15 protein-coding genes are annotated in these 22,294 nt (G+C 51.9%); 5 read left to right on the plus strand and 10 right to left on the minus strand.

From position 1 onward, the window contains the following. Positions 1–3: 3 nt before the first annotated feature. Entirely contained in the window at positions 4–933 is a 930-nt protein-coding gene (locus tag BN2106_RS10145; protein WP_050698414.1) for a hypothetical protein, read from the plus strand. A gap of 253 nt (positions 934–1,186) precedes the next feature. Here the strand turns inward: BN2106_RS10145 and BN2106_RS10150 are convergent, their stop codons facing one another. The 8 genes from BN2106_RS10150 to BN2106_RS10185 all read right to left on the minus strand — a co-directional run bounded on the left by BN2106_RS10150 (position 1,187) and on the right by BN2106_RS10185 (position 9,603). Next, complete coding sequence (locus tag BN2106_RS10150) at positions 1,187–1,948, minus strand: class I SAM-dependent methyltransferase (protein ID WP_050698415.1); 762 nt, start codon at positions 1,946–1,948, stop codon at positions 1,187–1,189. Positions 1,949–2,272: 324 nt separating this feature from the next. Then, entirely contained in the window at positions 2,273–3,664 is a 1,392-nt protein-coding gene (rsgA, locus tag BN2106_RS10155) for a ribosome small subunit-dependent GTPase A (RefSeq protein WP_082236440.1), read from the minus strand. Positions 3,665–4,171: 507 nt separating this feature from the next. Next, the gene (upp, locus tag BN2106_RS10160; protein ID WP_050698508.1) at positions 4,172–4,804 is read right to left on the minus strand and encodes a uracil phosphoribosyltransferase; all 633 of its coding nucleotides are present in this window, start codon (positions 4,802–4,804) and stop codon (positions 4,172–4,174) included. Between the two features lie 32 nt (positions 4,805–4,836). Continuing rightward, complete coding sequence (rpiB, locus tag BN2106_RS10165) at positions 4,837–5,280, minus strand: ribose 5-phosphate isomerase B (protein WP_050698416.1); 444 nt, start codon at positions 5,278–5,280, stop codon at positions 4,837–4,839. A gap of 32 nt (positions 5,281–5,312) precedes the next feature. Next, positions 5,313–6,743: a transglutaminase domain-containing protein gene (locus tag BN2106_RS10170; RefSeq protein WP_050698417.1), complete on the minus strand. Its 1,431-nt coding sequence runs from the start codon at positions 6,741–6,743 to the stop codon at positions 5,313–5,315. Beyond that, positions 6,744–7,472, minus strand: coding sequence for a tRNA (adenosine(37)-N6)-threonylcarbamoyltransferase complex dimerization subunit type 1 TsaB (tsaB, locus tag BN2106_RS10175; protein ID WP_050698418.1), 729 nt, complete (start codon positions 7,470–7,472; stop codon positions 6,744–6,746). Between the two features lie 18 nt (positions 7,473–7,490). Further along, positions 7,491–7,913, minus strand: coding sequence for a tRNA (adenosine(37)-N6)-threonylcarbamoyltransferase complex ATPase subunit type 1 TsaE (gene tsaE, locus BN2106_RS10180; protein ID WP_050698419.1), 423 nt, complete (start codon positions 7,911–7,913; stop codon positions 7,491–7,493). A 22-nt stretch (positions 7,914–7,935) separates the two neighbouring features. Then, positions 7,936–9,603 carry a formate--tetrahydrofolate ligase gene (locus tag BN2106_RS10185; RefSeq protein ID WP_050698420.1) on the minus strand — a complete coding sequence of 556 codons (1,668 nt, stop codon included), beginning with the start codon at positions 9,601–9,603 and terminating at the stop codon, positions 7,936–7,938. 217 nt (positions 9,604–9,820) lie between these two features. Here BN2106_RS10185 and BN2106_RS10190 point away from each other — a divergent pair, with 217 nt between their 5' ends. The 3 genes from BN2106_RS10190 to BN2106_RS10200 all read left to right on the plus strand — a co-directional run bounded on the left by BN2106_RS10190 (position 9,821) and on the right by BN2106_RS10200 (position 13,329). Next, positions 9,821–10,438 carry a stage II sporulation protein M gene (locus BN2106_RS10190; RefSeq protein WP_050698421.1) on the plus strand — a complete coding sequence of 206 codons (618 nt, stop codon included), beginning with the start codon at positions 9,821–9,823 and terminating at the stop codon, positions 10,436–10,438. A 118-nt stretch (positions 10,439–10,556) separates the two neighbouring features. Beyond that, positions 10,557–11,258: a response regulator transcription factor gene (locus tag BN2106_RS10195; RefSeq protein WP_050698422.1), complete on the plus strand. Its 702-nt coding sequence runs from the start codon at positions 10,557–10,559 to the stop codon at positions 11,256–11,258. Continuing rightward, the gene (locus tag BN2106_RS10200; protein ID WP_154666477.1) at positions 11,245–13,329 is read left to right on the plus strand and encodes a sensor histidine kinase; all 2,085 of its coding nucleotides are present in this window, start codon (positions 11,245–11,247) and stop codon (positions 13,327–13,329) included. The genes BN2106_RS10195 and BN2106_RS10200 overlap by 14 nt, the downstream gene beginning before the upstream one ends. Positions 13,330–13,375: 46 nt before the next feature. Here BN2106_RS10200 and BN2106_RS10205 read toward each other — a convergent pair whose 3' ends face one another. Beyond that, a complete protein-coding gene (locus BN2106_RS10205) occupies positions 13,376–14,725 on the minus strand; it encodes an MATE family efflux transporter (RefSeq protein WP_050698424.1) in 1,350 nt (449 codons plus the stop codon). 521 nt (positions 14,726–15,246) lie between these two features. Between BN2106_RS10205 and BN2106_RS10215 the strand changes: the two genes are divergently transcribed. Then, positions 15,247–16,404, plus strand: coding sequence for an FtsW/RodA/SpoVE family cell cycle protein (locus tag BN2106_RS10215; protein WP_050698426.1), 1,158 nt, complete (start codon positions 15,247–15,249; stop codon positions 16,402–16,404). A 228-nt stretch (positions 16,405–16,632) separates the two neighbouring features. On the opposite strand, the gene BN2106_RS10220 is transcribed toward BN2106_RS10215, so the two are convergent. Further along, positions 16,633–21,969 carry an alpha-L-fucosidase gene (locus BN2106_RS10220; RefSeq protein WP_050698427.1) on the minus strand — a complete coding sequence of 1,779 codons (5,337 nt, stop codon included), beginning with the start codon at positions 21,967–21,969 and terminating at the stop codon, positions 16,633–16,635. Positions 21,970–22,294: the final 325 nt, after the last annotated feature.

A 22,294-nucleotide genomic window follows, 5' to 3' on the forward strand; every position in this document is an offset into this window, starting at 1 on the left:
TTCTTGGAACTAAAGGAAATTACGTATGAAAACTATGGAAAATGCGTACAACTCAGCAACGGTGTTGTCGATGTGGTTGTAACCATCGACTGCGGGCCGCGGATTGTGCGTTTTGGGTTTGTCGGCGGCGATAACATTTTTTATAACGATTTGGATCGGGTTTATTGTACACAAAACGAAGACATGGACTACTACTATGGCAAAGGCGCCGCCTGCCATCTCTACGGCGGCCACCGCCTCTGGCTGGCGCCGGAGCGGATGCCGCAGTCCTATTTTCCAGACAATGATCCTGTCATTTACGCACTCCTGTCCGACGGCGTGACCTTTTCCTCTGCCAAACAGGCGCACAATGAGGTACAGACGCGCCTGGAGGTCGTAATGGGCCGGGATTCCGCAGATATTATGCTGGTACACAGCGTGATGAACTTCGCCAAAGAGCGCCAAACGCTGGCGTTATGGCCAATCACGATGCTGAACGGCAGCGGCCTTGAGGTGATCCCGCAAAACCGTCCGGATGAAAACGAACTTCTTCCCAACCGGGTACTGACGCTCTGGCCATATACCGACTCGCAGGACCCGCGCCTGTTTATCGGCAACCGGTTTATTACGCTTCACCATGATCCCAACATGCAAAAGCCCTTAAAAATTGGACTGAACAATGTTCTGGGCTGGTCTGCGTATATCACGCCGCAAACAACGTTGGTCAAACGCTTTGTCCATTCCTCCGCCGCATATCCCGACTACGGCAGTTCTTTTGAAACATATTTGAACGGCGATTATCTGGCAATGGAGACGATGAGCCCTTTGTACACCATGGAACCCGGCGGCGCCATTCGCCATGTGGAAAACCTTTCCCTGTTCCATACCAACAATTGCGTACATCCACAGGATGAAGACGGCATCGCCAAATACATGGACCATCTGGGCCAGTGATTTTGCTCCCATCACGCAAAAAATGGATACAACAAAAATCCCCTTTGAATATTGCGCAAAAAAATGCCCGTGAAATCTGTTTTTAAATGGATTTCACGGGCGTTTTTATCCCTTCTGGGCTGTTTTTACATTTTATGTGCTTGTCTTTACACAGAATATGCATTCTGCAACGATTGCGCCCTGTTTGCTTCTATGAATAAACTGTAGACTTAACCCAACAACGCGCAATCTGCCATGCTCTTTTTCCTCTTCTCTATATTTTTTTCCCAATATAGAAGACGTAACCATAGTATTGTTTATACTTTGCATATAACTCTACCTCATCCCGGTTCTCCGCAACAAATGCCTCTACCGTTTCATTCCCATTATATTTTTCTAAAAGTAACTTGAGTGCTGCTTCTCGTGGAATAAAGTAGTGATCCGTCCAGCATTTTTCCGGCAGCGTAAAGGAGGAAACAAATTGATAGCCGCATTTTTGCAATATCTCAATATTATGCGCAACCGAATCCAATCCGCTTCCGGCATCCGTCCAGAATTTATCAATGACAGCGGGACGCTCATCCGTGAGCCAGGAGGGACATGTCACAACAACATAACCACATATTTTGAGATATCCGTGCCAATGCGCAAGCCCCTTTTCAAAGCCAATACTGTCGATTGCACCTTCCGACCAAATCAGATCGAACGCTTCTTTTTCAAAAGGCAAATTTTCCATTGATCCGACAACGCCCTTTACTCGTTCTGCAAGGTTTTGCTTTTGAGCATTCTCGTTAAGCACATTGACAAAGTCTGGGAACAGATCCAAGCCGATGATATTTCCGGCCAAATGTTGCGCCAGAACCATGGTTTGTCCGCCGCTTCCACAGCCCAAATCCGCTGACAGAGAAAATTGATCAATATGATCAAGAAACCCTAACGCCTTGCGTGTCATCTCAGGGCTGCCAGGCCCCTGACGTTCCAATCCCGCATGTGTTTCAATCAGTAAATCCAATACAGATGGTTGTTTGTTTTCCATTTTTTATTTCCTCCTTTTAGTGAAATACCGCACTTTTTCTAAAGACCTCTTTACTGAAATACTCCATGAATTCGTTCGTAAAAATACAACCTTTTTTCTGCCGCACTTTATCCGCCTAAGGTGAATCAATACAAATGAATTGCTTTTTTACTTAACTACTTTTGTGTCATACTTTAAGCCATTAAAAATTATTCCTTTTGTTCATTAGGGTGCCAACTGCGCAGCGTTTTATCGATCGCAAATGAGACGGCACACATCAGAAATAGCTATTTATAATCTTTTTCAGCTAAAAAGATTTCATGACCATTGAACATCTCTATTGTTTTATTCCTTTTCCCGTTCCATCTGCCATAGCGGGAACGGAGGCGCCGCCAATGGCTTCATCGCAATGGACATCAGAAGAGTTGGATTGTCGTCCGCCGCGATGCGGTTGGAACTGAACGTCCCGCAGGAACGGCAGCGGTGGATGATTGCCCATTCTCCATTTTTGCGCACCCAAACGCCTACCGGTTCCATCACGCCCTTACAGAGCGACGCCCGGTCCCCGGGCTGGTTGTCCACATGGACGCTGGACAGGCAGCGTGGGCAGTGGTTGCGGTGCTGGCTTCCCGCCGCCTCCGGAACCACCAGAGCCCCGCATACCTTGCAGGTAAAACTCTCCGTGCACGGCATATGGCGGTAATCGGCTTTCTGAAGCTGTTTCTGCAGCTTGGCAATGTTCTTACCCCACTGCTGCTTTTTACGCAGATATCCCGCTTTGTCTTCGGCATAACACGCTTCCTGGTGAAGACGCTGATAGCTTTCCCAACGCTCCAAGGAGAGTTCTCCGCGCTGAATCGCGGCTGCAACTGCACAGCCGGGCTCTCCCTGATGGCGGCAGTCGCTGAACTTGCACTGTCCCAAATATTGTTCCACGTCGGTAAAGCTTTGCTCCAGCCCGTCGCTGACATCCCACATTCCCAGTTCTCTCATACCGGGCGTGTCAATAATCATGACGCCGCTGTCCAATAAAAGCAGCTGGCGGCAGGTAGTCGTATGCCTTCCCCGTCCGTCCTTCTCGCGGATGTCCCCGGTTTCCATTTTTTCCTGTCCCGCGAGCGCGTTCACCAGGCTGGATTTACCGACCCCCGAAGAACCTAAAAAGACGATCGTTTTTCCCGGTTTCATATACTCCGACAGCTGATCAAGCCCAAATCCCGTTTTAGAACTGACTGCAAAAACCCCCACGCCCACGGCCAGCCGCTCCGCAGTGCGGAGCTGGGGCAAATAGTCCTCCACGCAATCGGCCTTTGTCAGAATCACCGCTGGAACAGCGCCAGACTGCCAGGCAAGTGTCAGATAGCGCTCCAATCTGCGCGGATTAAAATTCTGATCAAGTGATTGCATAATAAACACATAATCAAAATTGGCGGCAACCGCCTGTTCCTTGTATCCGGACGCGGACGGGTCGCGGCGCGAAAAGTACGTCTTGCGCGGCAATGTTTTCAAAATCCGGCTCTCGCCATGTTCCTGCCAATCCAGCAGGACAAAGTCTCCCGTAGTCGGGATCTCCTCTTTACCCGCATGGTACTCCCCAGCTTTCAGGCGTGCAAACCCGCTTCCATGATCGCAGATCATTTCAAAACGATCGCGATGGACCGCAGTGATCCGTGCAGGTATCCCGTTTTTATATTCCATACTCGTTATTGGGTGGAACCCATATTTTTTGATATGCAATGTTTTTTGCCTCCAAATTTTCTTTTACATATAATTTATTGATTCTCATCTTCTTACTCCTTTTCAGCGAGGCCCGCTTTCCTCAAAAATAACGCAAAAATCCCGCGGAGACAGAGCCTTTCCGTCCTGTCTCCGCGGGATCATCCAGTGCGTCCTTTATGCAAAATGGGCGCAAAAAAGGACACGCCAAACGTGCCCTGCAATGCGTATCAACGCGACAGTATTCACGAAAGGTTGCAGGAACATGACAAACTACACGGAGTTTTCCTCCGCGTTTTGCTCTGTTCCACGGTATTCGGTTTTAGAGGAAAGCCACCTCAAAAACGACCGACATCTCGCAACTTCCTTTCGTTATCCGAATCATTCGGATTTTTATCGGTTTAATCATAAACGATTCGCCGCAAAAAAGCAAGTGTTTTCTAAAAATCCGAGTTAGAAACTTCTTCCACGCGTCCTAAAACAAATGAGGCGGCAGCCCTATGTGAGCCGCCGCCTGACAGTTTACAATTAAAGGGTGCCGAAGATGCGGTCGCCCGCATCGCCCAGGCCGGGAACGATGTATCCGATTTCATTCAGATGATCGTCCACCGCCGCGCAGTAGATATGCACGTCCGGGTGCGCCTCTGCCAGCGCCTTTACCCCTTCCGGTGCGGCAATGATGCACATAAACCGAATGCTCTTCGGGTTGCTGCGTTTGATAATGGTAATTGCATCGATTGCGGAACCGCCGGTCGCCAGCATCGGGTCCAGCACAATGACATCGCGCTCGGTGATATCCTGTGGCAGTTTGCTGTAATATTCCACCGGTTTGAGCGTTTTGTGATCACGGTACAAGCCAATATGTCCCACCTTAGCCGCCGGAACCATCTGCAAAACACCGTCCACCATCCCCAGGCCGGCACGCAGGATCGGCACAAAGGCCAGCTTGCGGCCCGCAATTACCTTTGTTGTCGCCTCGCCCATCGGCGTTTCAATATGTGCCTCCATCAGCGGGAGGTCGCGGGTCGCCTCATAGCACATCAGCATAGCGATTTCCCCCACCAGCTCACGAAATTCCTTAGAGCCTGTGTTTTTATCGCGCAGATACGTAAGCTTGTGCTGAATCAGCGGATGATCCATAACAAATACCTGATTTTCCATAATAATATCCCCCATTCTCTTATTCCCTGTTTTTAAAGTTCCCCACATTCAATGGCTGTAATTTCATCCAGACGGCGCTGATGGCGTCCCCCTTCAAACTCTGTTTCCAAAAAGATTTTTGTCAACTCCACGGCCTTTGCCTCGTCGATTACCCGGCCTCCCAGGCAAAGGATATTGGCGTTGTTGTGGCGGCGGGTCATTTCCGTACTATATGCCTCGGAGCAAACCGAAGCGCGGACGCCCTTTACTTTATTGGCGGCAATACTCATGCCGATTCCCGTGCCGCAGCACAAAATGCCCTTCTCAGCTTGTCCACCTGCCACACCATGCGCCACCTGCGCGGCAATCGGTGCGTAGTCGACGGAATCCGTATCGTTTGTTCCAAAATCCCGGTACGGGATTTCATTTTCCTCCAGATACCGTTTGATTGCGGCTTTCAACGCAACGCCGCCGTGGTCAGCTCCCAATAAAATCATGTTGTTCCTTCTTTCTGTATGTTCCATTTAGTTTACGATGCAACCTGAACGGAGAACTGCGGCGCAGGCGCGCCGCCTCCGTAAGTCGCATAAACATATGTCTGCTGTCCGGCGGCGTTTGCAGCCGCCGACACTGCATAAATTGCGTAATTCCCCTGTGTTTTTGCCAGCTTTACCGAAATCGCACCATTTCCCGTTGTCACAGAAGGCAGGATTAAAGCGCCCGGATTGGTATAGGTCATCTTAAAATAGTAGGTCTGGCCCGGCTGCAGCGTCAGGCGGCCGGAGGTGTCGCACTCATAGAGAGCCCCTTGCACAGTCAGCGGAAATTTCACAGTTTTACCGCTCTCTGCAATCACCTCAATATTGGTTGAACCGGCCTTTAGACCCTCCAAACGGAAGTAATATGTTCCACCGGCTTCCGCGGAGACCAGCTCCACCCTCGCCACCGTTCGGTCTGTGGGGCGGGCCACCACAATCTGGCCCGGGGACACCTGTACCTTAAACACATAAGTCGCACCCTTTTTGCAGGTGTACGACGCCGTATCCACCAGCAACGACGTATTAGAACGGTATTTTGTCTCCATCTGGGAGATAAACTGCTTCCAATCGCGGTTATCCAGAATCGTGCTGTATGCAGGCTCCGGCAGGTTGGTCCAGTCCTTGTGCTGGTTTTCGCTGTTGCTCGCTTTTGCATCGCTGGTCAACAGCATATCGACTGAATACTGGCCAGGCTGATCCGGCGCGGCGTCATCCCAGGTGACATCCACATGGTACCAGCTTCCGTCCAGCTGCACGGCGTTCCACGCATGATTCATGGAATCGCTTTCTACAATCGCACAGGGAATCCCCAGCTGCTGCATCAACAGCTCAAATGCCAGCGAATATCCCTGGCACACAGCGACACGCTTCACCAACGCCCCATACGCCGTATAGGAATCCTTGGGAATTGAGTTTGTCTGATAATTATCATAGTCGTACGCACAGGTGAGCGCCAGATAATTGTGAACCTGAACCACTTTTTCTGTAGCGGTCATATTGGGCTCGATACAGGAAAGCGCCGCCTGCATGGACTTTTTCAGCTCTTCCGTCATCTTTTGGACAGTTTCCTTGTCATAGGTATTGCGCGGAATCATGTCCACCACAATACCGGCTTTACTGGCGTGATAGGTGCAGCCCTCCACATAGAAGAGCCACGGGTCCTCACGCAGGACTTCATCGTACAAATCAGAAAACTGCTGCTCTGTCAGGTTGTATTGGCTTAACGAAACGGACGCATCCATATTGGTGAGCGTCTGGTGAATGGCGTTCTTTGCAGCCGTTAAATCATTAACAGGAGCCGTTTGCGTAACCGCTGCCGCTGTACCGGACGGGTTTTCCGCCGCAAGGGATACCGTTGCGCCCCACAACGACAGTGCAATTGCAGCGGACAAAAGGACGCTGACAAATCTTCTTGCTCTCATTTAACTCTCACTTTCCGGCCGCGCAGAGGCAGCCTGCCGTTTTTTCAGTTCCCGCTCCGCCTGCGGAAGACGCAGGTAAACCGGGGCTAAAGCCGCAGCCGTTAAAGTCTCCTTCCGTTGAAACAAGTCCTTTGCAGCCTCCGCAACCCCCCAAGCGCGTTGGTACAAAAGCGGTTCTGGGGGCAGAATCGCACCCAGAGCCTTTATTTTTTCCTCATTATAACACAGTTTTGCACCGTCACCAACCAGAAAAACCGGTTTTTGACCATACTCTTGCAATTCCTCCGCCAGTGCGGCGATGGCAAGCGCACGGTCCTCTGTCAAACGGTTTAGTTTTCCATTCCTTGCTTCAAAAAGCGCATTGTACACCTGGCTGCACCGGGCGTCCATCACCGCGCAGATGATCCCGTCCAAATGCGCCAGGTTCCGCGCCATGGCTTCCAATGTAGAAACCCCCGCGCACGGTTTCTCCTGCGCCATGGCAAGGCCTTTGACGCTGGCTACGCCAATCCGCACACCGGTAAAAGAGCCCGGCCCGGCGGAAACTGCGAAGAGATCAATACTCTCCAGCGGCACGCGCGCACATTCCAGCACACCCTGCACCATCGGCATCAGCGTCTGGCTGTGCGTCAGACGCGTATTGGTATAACATTCACCCAGTATTTTTCCATCCTCCACAATCGCGGCAGAAGCCGCGCTGGCGGAAGAATCAATCGCCAAAATTTTCAATCGATCACCCTTCTGCTGTCACAACGTTAAACCTTCTACTTGAAAAACGCGCGTATCCTCTCCATCGCCCTCCGCAATGGCAATGCGGACAGCGTTCTCCGGCAGCGCGTTTTCAATGTTTTCGCTCCATTCGATCACCAGCACACCGCCGCACTCCAGATAGTCGAAAAAACCGGTGGAATACAAATCGTCCCAGCCGTCCACGCGGAACATATCAAAATGATAGACGGGAACACGCCCGTTATATTCATGCACCAGTGCAAACGTCGGGCTGGAAACGCCGTCCTCCACGCCAAGGCCGCGCGCCAGGCCGCGGGTCAGGGCGGTTTTCCCCATCCCCATGCCGCCGAACAGCGCGATGACCTCCCCACCGGATAGTCTTTGCGCGATTGCTTCCCCCAGCGCCTCCGTTTCCTGCGGAGAATGGGTCGTATACGTCAAAGCTTCCACCTCTTTTATCCAATCAGAATAATCCGGAGATTTTGCCCGCTTCATCCACATCGATACGTTCCGCCGCGGGAACCTTGGGCAGGCCGGGCATGGTCATGATGTCGCCCGCATAGGCAACCACAAACCCCGCGCCGTTGGAAAGGCGCAGGTCCCGGACCGTGATGCGGAACCCGGAGGGCCGGCCCAAAAGCGCCGCGTTGTCCGAGAGCGAATATTGCGTTTTCGCAATACAAACCGGCAGTGCGTCTCCGCCCAGAGCGGCGATTTCTTTTGCCGCCTTAACCGCCTGCGGCGCAAAATCCACGCCATCCGCGCCGTAGATTTCCCTGGCAATCGTCTCGATCTTTTCCTGTATGGAACCGTTCAGCGGATAAACCGGATGGAAAGCAGAGGGCTGTTCCACTGCTTCGCATACCTTGCGCGCCAGATCCATGCCGCCTTCCCCACCTTTGGCAAAGACCTCGCTCAGTGCGAAATCCGCACCGTTTTCCTTGCAGTATTTCTCAATAAAGGCGACTTCCGCGTCCGTGTCCGTCCCAAAGCGGTTGATCGCCACCACAACCGGGACGCCATATTTGCGCATGTTCCGGATATGCGCGCCCAAGTTGACAATTCCCGCTTCCAGCGCTTTCAGGTTTTCATTGCCGGTTTCCGCTTTGGGAACCCCGCCGTTGTATTTCAATGCGCGGGCCGTCGCCACCAGCACAACTGCGCCCGGCTTTAAGCCTGCCAAACGGCATTTAATATCGAAGAATTTTTCTGCGCCGAGATCGGATCCGAAACCCGCCTCTGTAATGCAGTAATCCGCAAGCTTCAATGCAAGCCGCGTCGCACGCACGGAATTGCAGCCGTGGGCGATGTTGGCAAACGGCCCGCCGTGCATGATGGCAGGCGTTCCCTCCAGTGTCTGGACCAAATTGGGATTGATCGCATCGTGCAGCAGGGCCGCCATCGCACCCTCCGCTTTTAAATCCTTTGCATAGACCGGCTCGCCGTCCATATTATAGGCAACCAGTATCCGGCCCAGCCGTTCTTTCAAGTCGCGGCTGTCCGTTGCCAGGCAAAGGATCGCCATGACCTCACTGGCAACAGTGATGATAAATCCATCCTCGCGCGGCACACCGTTTACCTTACCGCCCAATCCCACAATGATATTGCGCAGCGCACGGTCGTTCATATCCATGCAGCGTTTGAGCAAAATGCGGCGCTGGTCAATCCGCAGGGCATTCCCCTGTTGCAAATGGTTATCCAGCATCGCGCATAACAGGTTGTTTGCAGAGGTAATCGCATGCATATCCCCCGTAAAGTGCAGGTTGATGTCCTCCATCGGGACCACCTGCGCGTATCCGCCGCCCGCGGCGCCGCCTTTTACACCAAAGACCGGGCCAAGGGAGGGCTCCCGCAGGGCAATGATCGCGTTTTTGCCGATCTTCGCCATTGCTTCGCCCAGTCCGGCGGTCGTGGTGGTCTTTCCCTCTCCGGCAGGCGTCGGATTGATCGCGGTAACCAGAATCAGCTTGCCGTCCTTTCGGTCTGCCACGCGGCTGTAAAGCGCATCGTTCAGCTTCGCTTTATATCGTCCGTACGGCTCCAGTTCTTCCTCCGCGATGCCAAGTGCGGAAGCAATTTCCGTAATGGGCTTCATCTTCGTGCTTTGGGCAATCTCAATATCCGTCAGCATTCCCATTCTCCTTTATTCTGCGCAGTGCTTTGTCCGTCTCCTCTGCGCGCATTATTAAAATGATTATATCACATCTCCTGGTAAGAGAAAAGAGCAAAACTGTAACTGAGCGGCACGATCTGACAAGCTTCGTTGACTTCTCCCGTTGGATATGGTATAACGCAACTATACGTGCGAGCGAAAAGAATCATTCTTAAAATTAAAGGGGACTACAACAATGACGATCTGGAACCGGTTTCAACAAGAATGCAAAGACACAGCGCTCTTTTTCCGGGAGCGGTTGCTCCGTATCTTTCTGATTTTGTCGCTGATATTCATCGGCGTGGGTGTCGCATCCTATTTTTTGTTTTTATCCAACCCGGATACTGTTAACAATATGATGCAGGAGCTGGCTAAAAGTTTTCAGGATAAGGGATTGATTGACGAAGGCGGTATTTCTTTCTGGTCTCTCCTGGGCAATAATCTGTGGGCATCCGCGGTCTGCATCCTGATGGGGTTCCTGCCCTTTCTGTTTTTGCCTGTCATTCCTTTGGCGTCAAACGCCGCTATATTGGGCCTGTCGGCTGCTTACAGCAGCATTTCCGGTATGGGACTAGCTATATTTGCCGTCGGCATCCTGCCGCATGGAATTCTGGAGCTCCCCGCGCTGGTGCTATCCATCTCATTGGGATTTTACCTCTGCAAAGAGATGGTCAAACAGATTCTCGGTCGGGCCGATTCCTTTTTAAAGACGCTTTGCAACATTGCGCGCACTTTTACCCTGTTTGTTATTCCCCTGATGTTTGCCGCCGCCCTGATCGAAACCTATGTGACCCCCCGCCTGCTTGGCGTCTGATCCGATGCGCCGGAGGAAACCGTAAGATTTCCGTAAGAAATCAATTCGGTTTTTCGTAAGGACTCTTTTGTAAGATACAGATACGGACATAAACTTTTGGGTAGAAAGGGTTTGAACCATGAGCGAAGGAAGTATTTTAGTGGTGGACGACGATCGCGAAATTGTGCGCGCCATTTCCCTGTATTTGCAGCGGGAAGGATATTCTGTCTTATGTGCATACGACGGTTTACAGGCATTGGATCTGGTGATGAACCAGTCCGTGCGCCTGCTGATTATCGACGTCATGATGCCGAAGCTGGACGGCTTATCCGCCATGATGAAGATTCGGGAAAAGAAAAACCTGCCGATTATTGTGCTCTCCGCCAAGAGTGAGGATACCGACAAAATTCTTGGACTCTCCATGGGTGCGGACGACTATGTGACAAAGCCGTTTAATCCGATGGAACTGGTGGCGCGGGTCCGCTCGCAGCTGCGCCGTTATACCAGCCTGGGAGACATCCACGCCGTGCAGAACAGCAGCGTCATCGTCAACGGGCGTCTGAGTTACAACACCGAAGAGCATATGCTGCTGGCAGACGGTGAACCGGTCAAGCTGACCGCAACGGAGAGCAAAATTGTGGATTTATTCATGCGGAATCTGGGGCGCATCTTCCCCGCCGAGGAAATTTACCGGCGCGTGTGGAACGAGCCCGCCTTCTCCGCTGAAAACACCGTCATGGTTCATATCCGCCGCATCCGTGAAAAGATCGAACTCAACCCAAAGGAGCCCGAATATTTAAAGGTGGTGTGGGGGATTGGATATAAAATTGAAAAGAAGTAAGTCCGTTCTCAGCCTGATCTGCTGTTACCTGAGTGTCACCGTATTCCTTGCTACGGGAATCTTTGGCCTTTCTTTTCTGGCAAATTATCAAAGAGGGGTGCAGTATATCGAGGATTTACAGCAAACCGATTATCAGAATACCAATGCGTTTCGAAAAGAGATCAGTACAACCCTGAACTGGATGCTGCGCGACCTGTCGTGGGAAAGCAGCGGCAGCTCCAGCGAAACTGCTTATGGCACAGCAGCGATAGAGGATGGGACGGAATACAGCGACGTAGTCTGGTCAAACAGCCTTCGGTCTTATCGAATCGTCACCGATCCATATTCCTATACCGTCTTTGACCGGTTAAATGAGGACAGTGCCCGGAACCTGCTCTATCAGGCGGGTACACAGGACAACAATCGCAGCCACACCAACTACTTAACCGATACCAGTCTTTACGAAGGCGCGCTGCCGGATGGATATAATTTCCGTCTGGTCTTTGACGGTAAAAAAGTCACCATTACCAAGGATGGCCAAACGATCGATCTCTATGGGGATGGCTTCTTTAAAAGCGATTCCGGCATGTGGGACGTTCCCGGCTATGAAAACACAACGGAAGACCCCACGCACGCCAACCTGCGCATCTGTCTGGTTGCACGCGCCATTCCCGCGGAAGCGGTCGACGGCTACAGCTCTTTATACGACATAGCACAGAGCAGGCCGGATACGCTTCTTTTCCTGCGGGTATGGGCCGTTTTACTGGGTGTCGCGGCAATTTTCCTGTTCATCGCCATTCTGTGGCGCAAAGAGCGCAAAGAGCTGAACAGAGCTATTGCCGCCAGAACAAAGAACATCTATTTTGATATTAAAGTCCTTGTTTTTGCGCTTCTGGTCATTTTCGACTTGACTCTTATCAGTACCTCCATAATTCCCAATCTCATTTTGCTTTTGGTTTCCCTGTTCGGTTACTACCTGCTCATCAACGATATCCGCTACAACCATTTAAACTATAAGCACAATTGGATCAACCACATGCTGCATCGCAGGGAAGAACGGCGCCTGCTGCTGGAATCCAAAATGCCACTGGAGCGCCGCCTGCTGGACCGCTGGTCCGATTTTCTAAAATGTGAAACGATTACTTTTGCAGTTGGTCTCTTTGTCAGTGTCTTATCCCTTGGCTTTTTGCTGCCGTTCACCATCCTGTTGATGATCTATTTTGCCCACCGCTATAACAAACAGCAAAAGCAATTGGCGGCAGACCTGGGGCGTCTGACCACCCAGATTTCCGCTGTACACGACGGAAACGACACGGCGCCGCTGCTATTCCCACAGGATTCCGACCTGCACGCCGCCGCACGCCAGTTGAACGAGATTGAGCGGGGCATTAGCACCGCTGTGGAGGAACAGGTCAAAAGCGAGCGGATGAAAGTGGAGCTGATCACCAACGTATCCCACGACATCAAAACCCCGCTTACCTCCATCATCAGCTACATCGATCTTTTGAAGCAGGAGGAAACGCTGCCGGATTACGTCCAGGACTACATCAAAATTCTGGATGAAAAGTCCCTCCGCCTGAAAAATATGATTCAGGATATCTTTGAGGTGAGCAAAGCGACCAGCGGCAATATTGAGCTGCAGCTGGAGTCGCTCGACTTGGGCAAACTGCTGCGGCAAACGCTGGCGGATATGAATGAGAATATTGACGCTTCCCCTCTGATCTTTCGGGTAGATATCCCCGAACGCCCCGTTATGATCACCGCAGACGGACGGCGGCTGTACCGGGTTTTTCAGAACCTGATCTCCAACGCACTGCGCTACTCCCTGGAAGGAACGCGCGTCTTTATTTCTCTGTCCGACCACGGCGGCCAGGCGACCGCTGTCCTGAAAAACATCTCCAAATACGAGCTGGACCGCAATATCGATATTACGGAACGCTTTGTGCGCGGCGACGCGGCACGCTCCACCTCCGGCAGTGGACTGGGGCTTTCCATCGCCAAGAGCTTCACGGAAGCCTGCGGCGGCACGTTTACCATCTGTGCAGACGCCGACCTGTTTTCCGCGCAGGTTACCTTTCCTTTAAATCCATAAACAAACGCATCTGCAAAGTCGTTTCTTTGCAGATGCGTTTTTATTTCTATTCTGCTAATAAATTATGTCTTTGCCACCGGCCGCCGGCAAAGTAAGCCAAACCCGCAAAGAAGGATAAAATGGGAGAAAGCATTTCTCCCCAATAAATGCCGATAAAACCGTATCCCAGTACGCTTCCCAAGAGCCAGCTGAGCAGCAGGCGCATTACCACAGAATGCAGCAGCGCGTTGCACATGGCAAACAGAGAATCTCCCACGCCGGTTGCAAACGAGTCAAACGTATACATTGCCGCATAGAGCAGGGAATTTAAAGAACAGCAGATGCGCAGATATTGTATCCCCTCCTGAACAACCTCCGGATCTGAATTGAACAGTTCAATAATGGGCCCGACAAAAGCCTGAACCAACAGCATGGTAATGAAGGATGCTCCCAGGCTGATCCATAGCCCGGTTTTTGCGGTCTTTGCCGCGCGCGAGGTTTGGCACGCCCCCATATTCTGCCCCGCCATGGTGGTGACTGCCTGCCCCACCGCCCAACAAGGCATCGCGGCAAACGTGTTGACCTTCAGCCCGATACCGGACGCCGCAGCTACCGCCACGCCGTACTCGTTGAGCATCCCCGTCACCAACAGATAGGAGAGATTGAGTACCGCGATCTGTATTGCGGACGGAAGGCCTATTTTTAAAAGCATCCGGCAGATCGGTCCCCTGATCCACAGATCCTGTGCGGTAAAATCGGATAAAACGGCACGCTTTTTCAGATAAAAGAGCGATATAACAAAGGACGCCCCCTGCGAAACGATTGTAGCCAGCGCCGCCCCTCTCGTCCCCATTCTCAGAGGACCGACCAGCAGCAAATCCAGCGCAATATTGATCCCCGTGGCGATTGCTACAAAGAGCAAAGGACTTTGAGAGTCCCCCAATCCGCGCATGATTGAGCAGACCGCATTATAGCCAAATACAAAAAGAGTTCCCCAGCAGATCACCTGCATATACTCCTCCGCCAGTTGCATTGCGCCTGCCGGAACACGCATCCATTGAAACACCGCGCGGTAAGAAAGCAGGCTTATCAGAGTGACCAGTGCCGCGGCAATTGTTGATACACTGAACAGTGTACCAATCGCCTGCCTCTGTCCCTGCGCATCGTGTGCGCCCTTATACTGCGCGATCAGCACCGTCCCGCCCATTGTGACGCCGGTACAGACCGACTGGATAATAAAGCCGATCATTGCGGCATTGCTGACTGCCGCCAGTCCGGCTTTGCCTACAAACTGTCCGACTACCACCATGTCTACCATGCTGTAGCAGGATTGCAGCAAATTCGCAATGAATATTGGAAACGCAAATTTTAGGAGCTGCTTGGGTACGCTCCCATTTGTTAAATCGTATTGTTTCATCAAAACACACCCCAGACTTTAAAATGCAAAACAGGAGGTCCGCTCGTTTGCGGCCTCTTGTTTTGTTTGTAACAGAAAATAAAACAGCCGCGGACAAAGCACCTGTCCGCGGCAATACTTTTCAAACCTTTCAACGGGCAACAGCAAAGCTGAGGATACAAAATCCTCTTCTCATTTGCTATTTGCCGATGAAATTTATATGCTCCGGACAACGCTTCATCGTTTTCATTTGTGCGGAGCAGCCTCTGATACAAAGTCTGGAATTGGCTTTCATAGTTCCCATCTTTTCATTGGATTTGCTTTTATTATAGCGTTGCGTTCATGATTTGTCAATTTTATTGGTTTAGAATAGAATTTACTGTTTTACGGCCTGACTGGGCGCATTTTTCTGTAACGTTTTGTTTATTGTGGATGCGTTTTCCCTATGCTATAATAAATCTACACGAAAAATGCCACACTTTGCCTGCTTTATCCCCCGGTTCCGCAAAGTCTGACGGATTAAAATACGCAGAGGTACTGATATGGAAAGAATGGGAAAATCCTTTATAGACTACTTTAAACGGGCTGACAAGCTCCTGTGGCTGATCATGCTGGCAATCTCCGCATACAGCCTGCTGCTTCTAAGAACCGTTCCCTCTCCCGCGGGAAAGCGCTCCTGGTTTGCCACGCACCTGCTGGCGATGCTCATTGGATACATCGGGGCCTGGTTCATTACTCTGATCGATTACCGTGAGATCAGCAATCTATGGTATCTGATCGCCGGATTCAGCATATTTTTGATCATTTACACGCATTTTTTCGGGATCGCGGTTGAAAACTCCGGCGGCATCAGTGCCAGAGCCTGGATTAAAATACCGGTTTTGGGCACCTTCCAACCCTCCGAACTGATCAAGATCGGATTTATCATCACGTTTTCCAAGCATTTATCGGCATTGAAAGAGCGGGGGCTTCTGGAACGACTGCCGCATATTATCCTGCTCGGACTGCACGCGCTGATTCCAGTGGCAGTTGTTTTCCAGCTGCAGGGCGATGCCGGCTCCGCCGCGATCTTTTTCTGCATGTTTCTTGCAATGAGCTTTGGCGCGGGCGTTCAGCTTCGGTACTTCGTCGCATTGTTTATAGCGATAGCCGCCGCCTTTCCACTGGTTTGGGAGCATGTACTGGACGATTACCAGCGCGACCGGTTCACAATCTTCCTGCATCCGGAAACCGATCCGACCGGTAAGGGCCTGCAGCAGCTGCAGGGAAAGATCTCCATCGGCAGCGGGCAGCTTTGGGGGCGCGGCCTGTTTTCTCCTGATTCCCGTGTCCAAAAGGGAAGCGTTCCCGTTCAGCAGAGCGATTACATCTTTTCCGTAGCGGGCGAACAACTGGGCTTTATCGGCTGCACGCTGATTATTGTTCTGCTGTTCCTGCTTCTCCTGCGAACCATCCACGTCGCACGGCACGCGACCGAACCTCTTGGCAGCTGTATTTGCTTTGGGTTCTTTGGTATGATCGCCTCCCAAATGGCTTTTAATCTGGGGATGTGCCTGAACCTGTTCCCTGTTATGGGCGTTACGCTTCCGTTTTTCAGCGCAGGTGGTTCTTCCGCCGCATGTTTGTACTTTGGATTCGGTCTGGTGCAATGTGTCGCGATGCACAAAATCAATATGGATATTGTTAAGATTCACTCATAGGCAGAAATTGCAGGCAATCCATATTTACAATTTTCAAATTATACAAAAAGCAGGCGCATCTCTCCGCCAAAGGCAAAGGGATGCGCCTGCTTTTTTGTGTAGAGCATGTGCCTAAAACACATGCTCTTTTTCATACTTTTACCCGCTTAGCCGATTGTAACGACGCAATGCTGTTGCGGCGCTTCATTGGGGATCTCCGGCCGGGACGCGCTTACAGTGAGGACCATTTTAAGCAATGGTGACGACACAATGTTTCTGTGGCGCTTCATTGGGCATTTGGGTGTACACGCCGGTGCTCTGGCCCGGTGCGCCAACTGCCCAGATTCTGTAATAGCAGTCGTTGCCAATCTTCGCCACAAACTGGGTCTTCAGCACATTGCCGTTGCCTACAGTAAAGCTGGGCGCCGCTGTGCTACCATTCAGCACCGTCATTTTAAAGCAATATGCGCTGCCCTTCTTCAAGACAAACGGAAGTGTGGTGTCAGAGCGTACGGAAGGCTGTGCAATCACATTCTGTGCCGCAGCTACGACCGGAACCGCGCCCACAACCGCTGTCCCTTCTCCGCCGGTCTGGCCGCCGGAAGGACGACTGCCACCGGACGGTCCACCAGAAGGCTTGTCATGCGGCTTTGTCAGAATGGCATAGGTGGTTTCCACACCATTGCATGCCGCGGCAATCTGCTCGGGGGTTGCATACGGGTCGTTATAAGCCTCGTCCGCCACCTGCATCGCCGCCTGGAACGCTGCATAAAGGGATGCGTTGTAACCGTCCGGCTTCACATCCGCATATTTATCAAGCAACGCCTTCAGTGCGCTTTTATTCGGGACTTTACGCAAATCGGCCATCGCCTCAAACAAAGCTGACGCCGCATCATCCACCTGCTTCTGTGCGGCATTTTCATTCGCAAGAACCTCTACGGCCGCTGCATAAGCTTCTTCAAAAGCGTCCTTTTCATCGCCGTCAAGATACCCTTTCAGATCCATCTCATCCGCCTGATCGATCAGCGTTTGCAGAGACGCCATATCTGCTTTAAATTCCAGATTTATAATCACTTCGTACAGGGTATCATACGCCTCTTTTACATCCTGTTCCAGCGCTTCGTCTGAATCACAGATCTCCTGTGCGGCAGTGAGTGCCTCTGCAAATCCCTCCTGGCTCTTTGGTGTGAATTTTTCCAGATCAATCAGCTCTGCGATCTGAACCAGCGAATCCAGTACCGTTTTGTCGCCCTCTTTAAAGCTCAGGAGATGCATCGCATCGATCAAATCCTTCCAGGCCTTATCAACCTGCTCTTCCGTTGCTGCCGGATCCTTGTAAATTTTCTGCGCCTGTTCGCGCGCGTCAATGAATTGCTCGCGAACCGAAAAAATCAGTTCATTCAATTCTTCATCCGTAACTTCGTTTGCTACTTCCAGCACGGCCTCCAAAATGGACTTGTCGACCCTGCTGAAGGTAAAGCGCAGAATAGCGGATTCGTTCGGCATTACGTAGTCATAGGTAAAGCCGTCCGGATCAAAGTCAATCGCTTCGCCGTTCAGCTCCGCGCTGGAGAACCGGCTGCCAACCGGCTTAAACGTAAAGTGAAGCGTTTCGCCCGCCATTACCTTCGCGCCATAAAGGCCGTCGCGTTCAATAATGACCTTTGTATCGCCTTCCACTTTCAAATTTGCATTAACGCCGTATTGCAGGTTCAGGACATGCGCTGTTTGCTCGCCCTTCGGGCGGACGGTAACGGAGACTTCTGCCTTCACATTTTCCGGATTGGTAATCGCTTCATCTGCAAACTGCAAAACGCCGGTAATGCGTTGAGTTCCAACCGTCTCCGGGTCATACGCATTGCTGTCCCATGTGACAGAAGCCGTTGCCGTGCTCTCGTTGCTGAGTGCAGCCTCTACCGTTTCCGGAAGATGCAGCTCTTCAAAAGCGGTGCCATATTCTACCATCTGCGCTTCCGGATGAACGACCGAAACGACGGTGATCGGTTCTTCCACCTGCACCTTGGTGATGGTGAAGGAATCAAGATTCGCGGTGGATTTCAGATCGTTGAAGAACTTAATCCGGTCAACGCCCTTCTTCAGGGCCACACGGATCGTCTTTGTACCAAAGTCGGGATTGGTCTGCTCGCAGGGGATGCTGCTGCTGATTGATTGATCCAAATTCTCATAATACAAATCGTCGTTTGCACCGGAGAAATACCGGAAGGAAACATCGTATTCCGCATCCTGCGGCACATCCAGCCACAGGTTCAGCCACGCGTTGCCGTGCGCGCCGCAGTTGCCAAGCCAGCCGACCAGCTTGCCTCCGTTGGCGCTTGCCTTTTCTTCCACCACAGCGCCGCCGCCAAATTCAAGCGCCTCCGCTTCTACGTTGACAGGCGCCGTATCGCCGTTCAACACAACCGGGTTGTTCTCACCATAATAGTTCATGGCGCGGAACGTCGCGTCAATCGTATGGTCAGCATTGACCGCCTCAAACGTATAGGCTTTGACCGCGCCAACGGAAGCGCCGTCCACCAGCACATCCGCCACTTCATATCCGCGATCCGGCGTAATGGCAAACGCCTGGTTCTCTCCCTCTTCCACTTCTACTGCACTGGCTGGCGCAATGGTGCCGTTTTCACCTGCGGTTGCCATGATAGTATAATAGTTGGAAATCAGTTCCTTTGCGGTGATTTCAAACTTGTCCAGATTAGGGGCAGCGTTGGAATCTGCCGTGATGACCAGTTCTCCCGGTCCCGATTGGGTAATTTCCAGATCAAACGCAATGTTTTTATACGGTGCGCTGGCATCGCCAAACACGCGAACCGAACCGCTTGTAATATGATTGCCGCTCCAGTTGATCGCGTTTGCCGTGTCCGCATCCAATCTGCCGCTCTGATACCGGCAGTTAACGGTATATGTTCCCGCCTTGGGCGCATTGTAAGCCAGTTTGATCACATTGCCCGGCTCCATCCAGCTGACTTTTTTGCCATTGCTGGCGCTTGCGTCCGACTGAACGCGCACGTACTTGTCTCCGGAAATGGGAACCAGCGTAAAGAACTCTGCTTCCGCCAGCTTGGTGCCGTCGTTCTCCTTTGGGAATGCAAACGGATCGTCCGCCGTATAGGCGGTGCGGGCAACAAGCGCTTCCTGCGCGGCCTGCAAATTGGTGAGCGCTGTCCGGAGCTGTTCTTCCGTTGCTTCCGCACGATCCAAAGCTTCCTGCGCCGCCTGCTTTGCCACGGCGAATCCCGTCCAGCTTGCCGCTGTGAAGAGACCCTCATTTTTACCGCCTGCCGCACTTAGTGCCGCTCTCAGTTCCTTTACGATATCCGAATCATTGTCTTTAATCGTAATCTCTGCTCTGGTATTAAAGCCGAGGATCGCACCATCCGCCGGATTGACGATATCACCGAAGAAACGGAGATCTCCCGTAAGTTCGTTGTTCTCAATCGCTTCCACGGTTACGGTGGCGGAATCCTGCCCGTCCGCAAAGGTTACGGTTTTGGAAACGTCGTTATAATGTCTGCCGTGAACCGCTGTGTCTGGAGACGTCTCAAAATCGACGGATACACTTCCGGCTGTACCGCCGACGCGTTTGATCGTGATTTCCGTAGTCGCACCCTCGTTGACCGTATAGGTTTTGGGTTCTATCTCAAACATGCCCGCGCCCTTGTTGGCCAATACCAGCGCGGCGTCCAAACCAGTCGCTTTATTGATACACACCATGCGAACGGTGTGCTCCCCATAGGGCAGGGTGTCGGTTTCATACAGAACCTGTTTGAGCTGGCGGTTCGCCTGATACGCATTCGGCGATGCTACCTTTGTCCCATCGATGTATACATCCATCACGCCGTGGCCTGGGTCCTTGGTGCCAATGATCCACGCTTTTGTTCCGGTAAAGGTAAAGCTGGCTTCCGCACCGGGGTCCGCCCAGATGCCTGTATCGTTTAAACCGGCAATGGTTTCCTCGTGCCAAGTTCCACTTCTGGAGAAGGCACGGTCATCAATCAGGTCCAGTCCCTCCGGTAACGGATTTTCCTGTTCAAACGCGCCTTCTGCTTTGAACACGCCGACATTTTCAATCAGCGGAACCGCATAGGAACCCGTAATATTAATGCGGATCTGGTCGGCGTGCACCGGATTCCCCCGCACCAGGCGCTTGGCACCGATGGTGTGTCCGCTGCCAAAGTCCTTCCAGCCTGTGGAGGTATGCGCTTCCACTGTAAAGTCGGAGATACGCTGTCCCAGTTTAATATATTCTTCGATGGATACAAGATCAAACAACTGCGTACCGCCAAGATCAATGGTGATGCTGCCGGTCGTCTGACCGTCATCCATGGTCCAATAGGTATCTGGATTGTCATCCAGCACATTTGCCGCCGCAAACTTGGCGCTGTTGCCCCTGACGGCGGTTGCAGACGCTGAAACACCGTCCTTATTGGTGAGGTCTGTGCGGAACGTGGACCGGATCGTCTCGCCGAGCTCGGAAACGCGGTCCACAAAGTTCTGCGGCAGAACACCCGTCGTATCCGGCGGCACATTCAGCAGCAGCGGCTGGCCGCGGCCGACCGATTTAAAATAGATATCCGTCAATTCTTCCATGTTTTTCGGCTGTTTACCGGCTTTCCAGAACCAGCCGGAGGTCAGGGAAACATCGCATTCGCCAACGCTCCAAATGTCGCCGTTGGGATCACCGGCATTTAAGTAGCTGGCTTCATCACCGCCATGCGTATCATACCAGTTTCTCTGGCGCGTCTGGTCCAGCTTGGACCAGCAGGGATCGCCCGCCTTGCCGGACTCGTTGCCGATCCAGCGGATGGTGGAGCCATAGGGACTGAACACCACCGCGCCGGGCTGTAATTCTTCAATCAGGTCAAACCATTCCTGGAATTTGTACTGCTGTGCGGCGGCGCCGTTTCCCTTTGCGCCATCCATCCACACCTCTACAAATTTGCCATTGTTTCCATACTTCGGATTGCCGAGTACCTCTTTCAGCTGATTCATGTAGTATTCGTTGTAGTCGCCGTTGGTATCGGTTGCGTCGTCATGCCCGCTGCCATAGCCGTAGCTGGGATTGTTGGCATCCCACGGGGACAGGTACAATCCCATGTCCATATCGTACTTGGTGCAGGACTTGGAAAGCTCCAGGAACACATCGCCGGACTGCCCTCTTGCTGCCTGTGTCTGCTGGAAATTCGTGCTGCTGCCCACATCGTGCGTGGTGGCGTCACTCTCCCACAGGCAGAAGCCGTCGTGGTGGCGGCCGATCATAATAATGCGTTTAAAACCCGCATCCTTCAAGGTCTTGACCCACTGGTCCGTGTCCAGCCCTGTGGGATTGAACACATTCGGATCCTCCTGTCCATTTCCCCACTCCTGACCCGTATAGGTATTCGGACCATAGTGGATAAACGCGGAGAGCTCCTCCTCATGGTACTGCAGCTGTGTCGCCGATGGAACCGGCCCGTATGCTGCGGGAGCTTCCACATCTTCCGCTGCCGCGCCAGCGGTTTGCATTGCCAACGGCTGCAGAAGCATCATGGCAGCCACCAGTACAGACAGCCATTTTTTGAACGTCTTCACTTTTCTTCCATCCTTTCTTTTTCTAACATTTATGGACTGGCTCCTTCTCCCATTCCAGTCCCCACGGTTATGATTGTAGCATTTTGCACATTATTTATCAAATTTCTTTTTGTTTCATGGGTATATAATTGTATTTGTTTTTTGTACATTTGTGGAATTTTCTGAATCATCAATTTCCACGCTTTAATTTATTAGATTTTCAACTAAAGTTCTTTCTGTTTTAAGCGATCTGTTTGTACACTTTTTTAATTCCAATGAACACACAAAAAGGGTGTCCCTGGAACCATATTGGTTCCAGGGACACCCGCTGCTTATCTGTGATGAT

Origin of the sequence: Anaeromassilibacillus senegalensis (assembly GCF_001261775.1) — a bacterium.
In the GTDB taxonomy this organism is placed as follows: domain Bacteria; phylum Bacillota; class Clostridia; order Oscillospirales; family Acutalibacteraceae; genus Anaeromassilibacillus; species Anaeromassilibacillus senegalensis.

Excerpts from the sequence above, each read along its gene's own strand:
- BN2106_RS10170 (WP_050698417.1), bottom strand. The coding sequence starts at position 6,743 with ATGAGAGCAAGAAGATTTGTCAGCGTCCTTTTGTCCGCTGCAATTGCA.
- BN2106_RS10195 (WP_050698422.1), top strand. The coding sequence starts at position 10,557 with ATGAGCGAAGGAAGTATTTTAGTGGTGGACGACGATCGCGAAATTGTG.
- BN2106_RS10190 (WP_050698421.1), top strand. The coding sequence starts at position 9,821 with ATGACGATCTGGAACCGGTTTCAACAAGAATGCAAAGACACAGCGCTC.
- upp (WP_050698508.1), bottom strand. The coding sequence starts at position 4,804 with ATGGAAAATCAGGTATTTGTTATGGATCATCCGCTGATTCAGCACAAG.
- BN2106_RS10205 (WP_050698424.1), bottom strand. The coding sequence starts at position 14,725 with ATGAAACAATACGATTTAACAAATGGGAGCGTACCCAAGCAGCTCCTA.
- BN2106_RS10150 (WP_050698415.1), bottom strand. The coding sequence starts at position 1,948 with ATGGAAAACAAACAACCATCTGTATTGGATTTACTGATTGAAACACAT.
- BN2106_RS10185 (WP_050698420.1), bottom strand. The coding sequence starts at position 9,603 with ATGCTGACGGATATTGAGATTGCCCAAAGCACGAAGATGAAGCCCATT.
- BN2106_RS10215 (WP_050698426.1), top strand. The coding sequence starts at position 15,247 with ATGGAAAGAATGGGAAAATCCTTTATAGACTACTTTAAACGGGCTGAC.
- rpiB (WP_050698416.1), bottom strand. The coding sequence starts at position 5,280 with ATGATTTTATTGGGAGCTGACCACGGCGGCGTTGCGTTGAAAGCCGCA.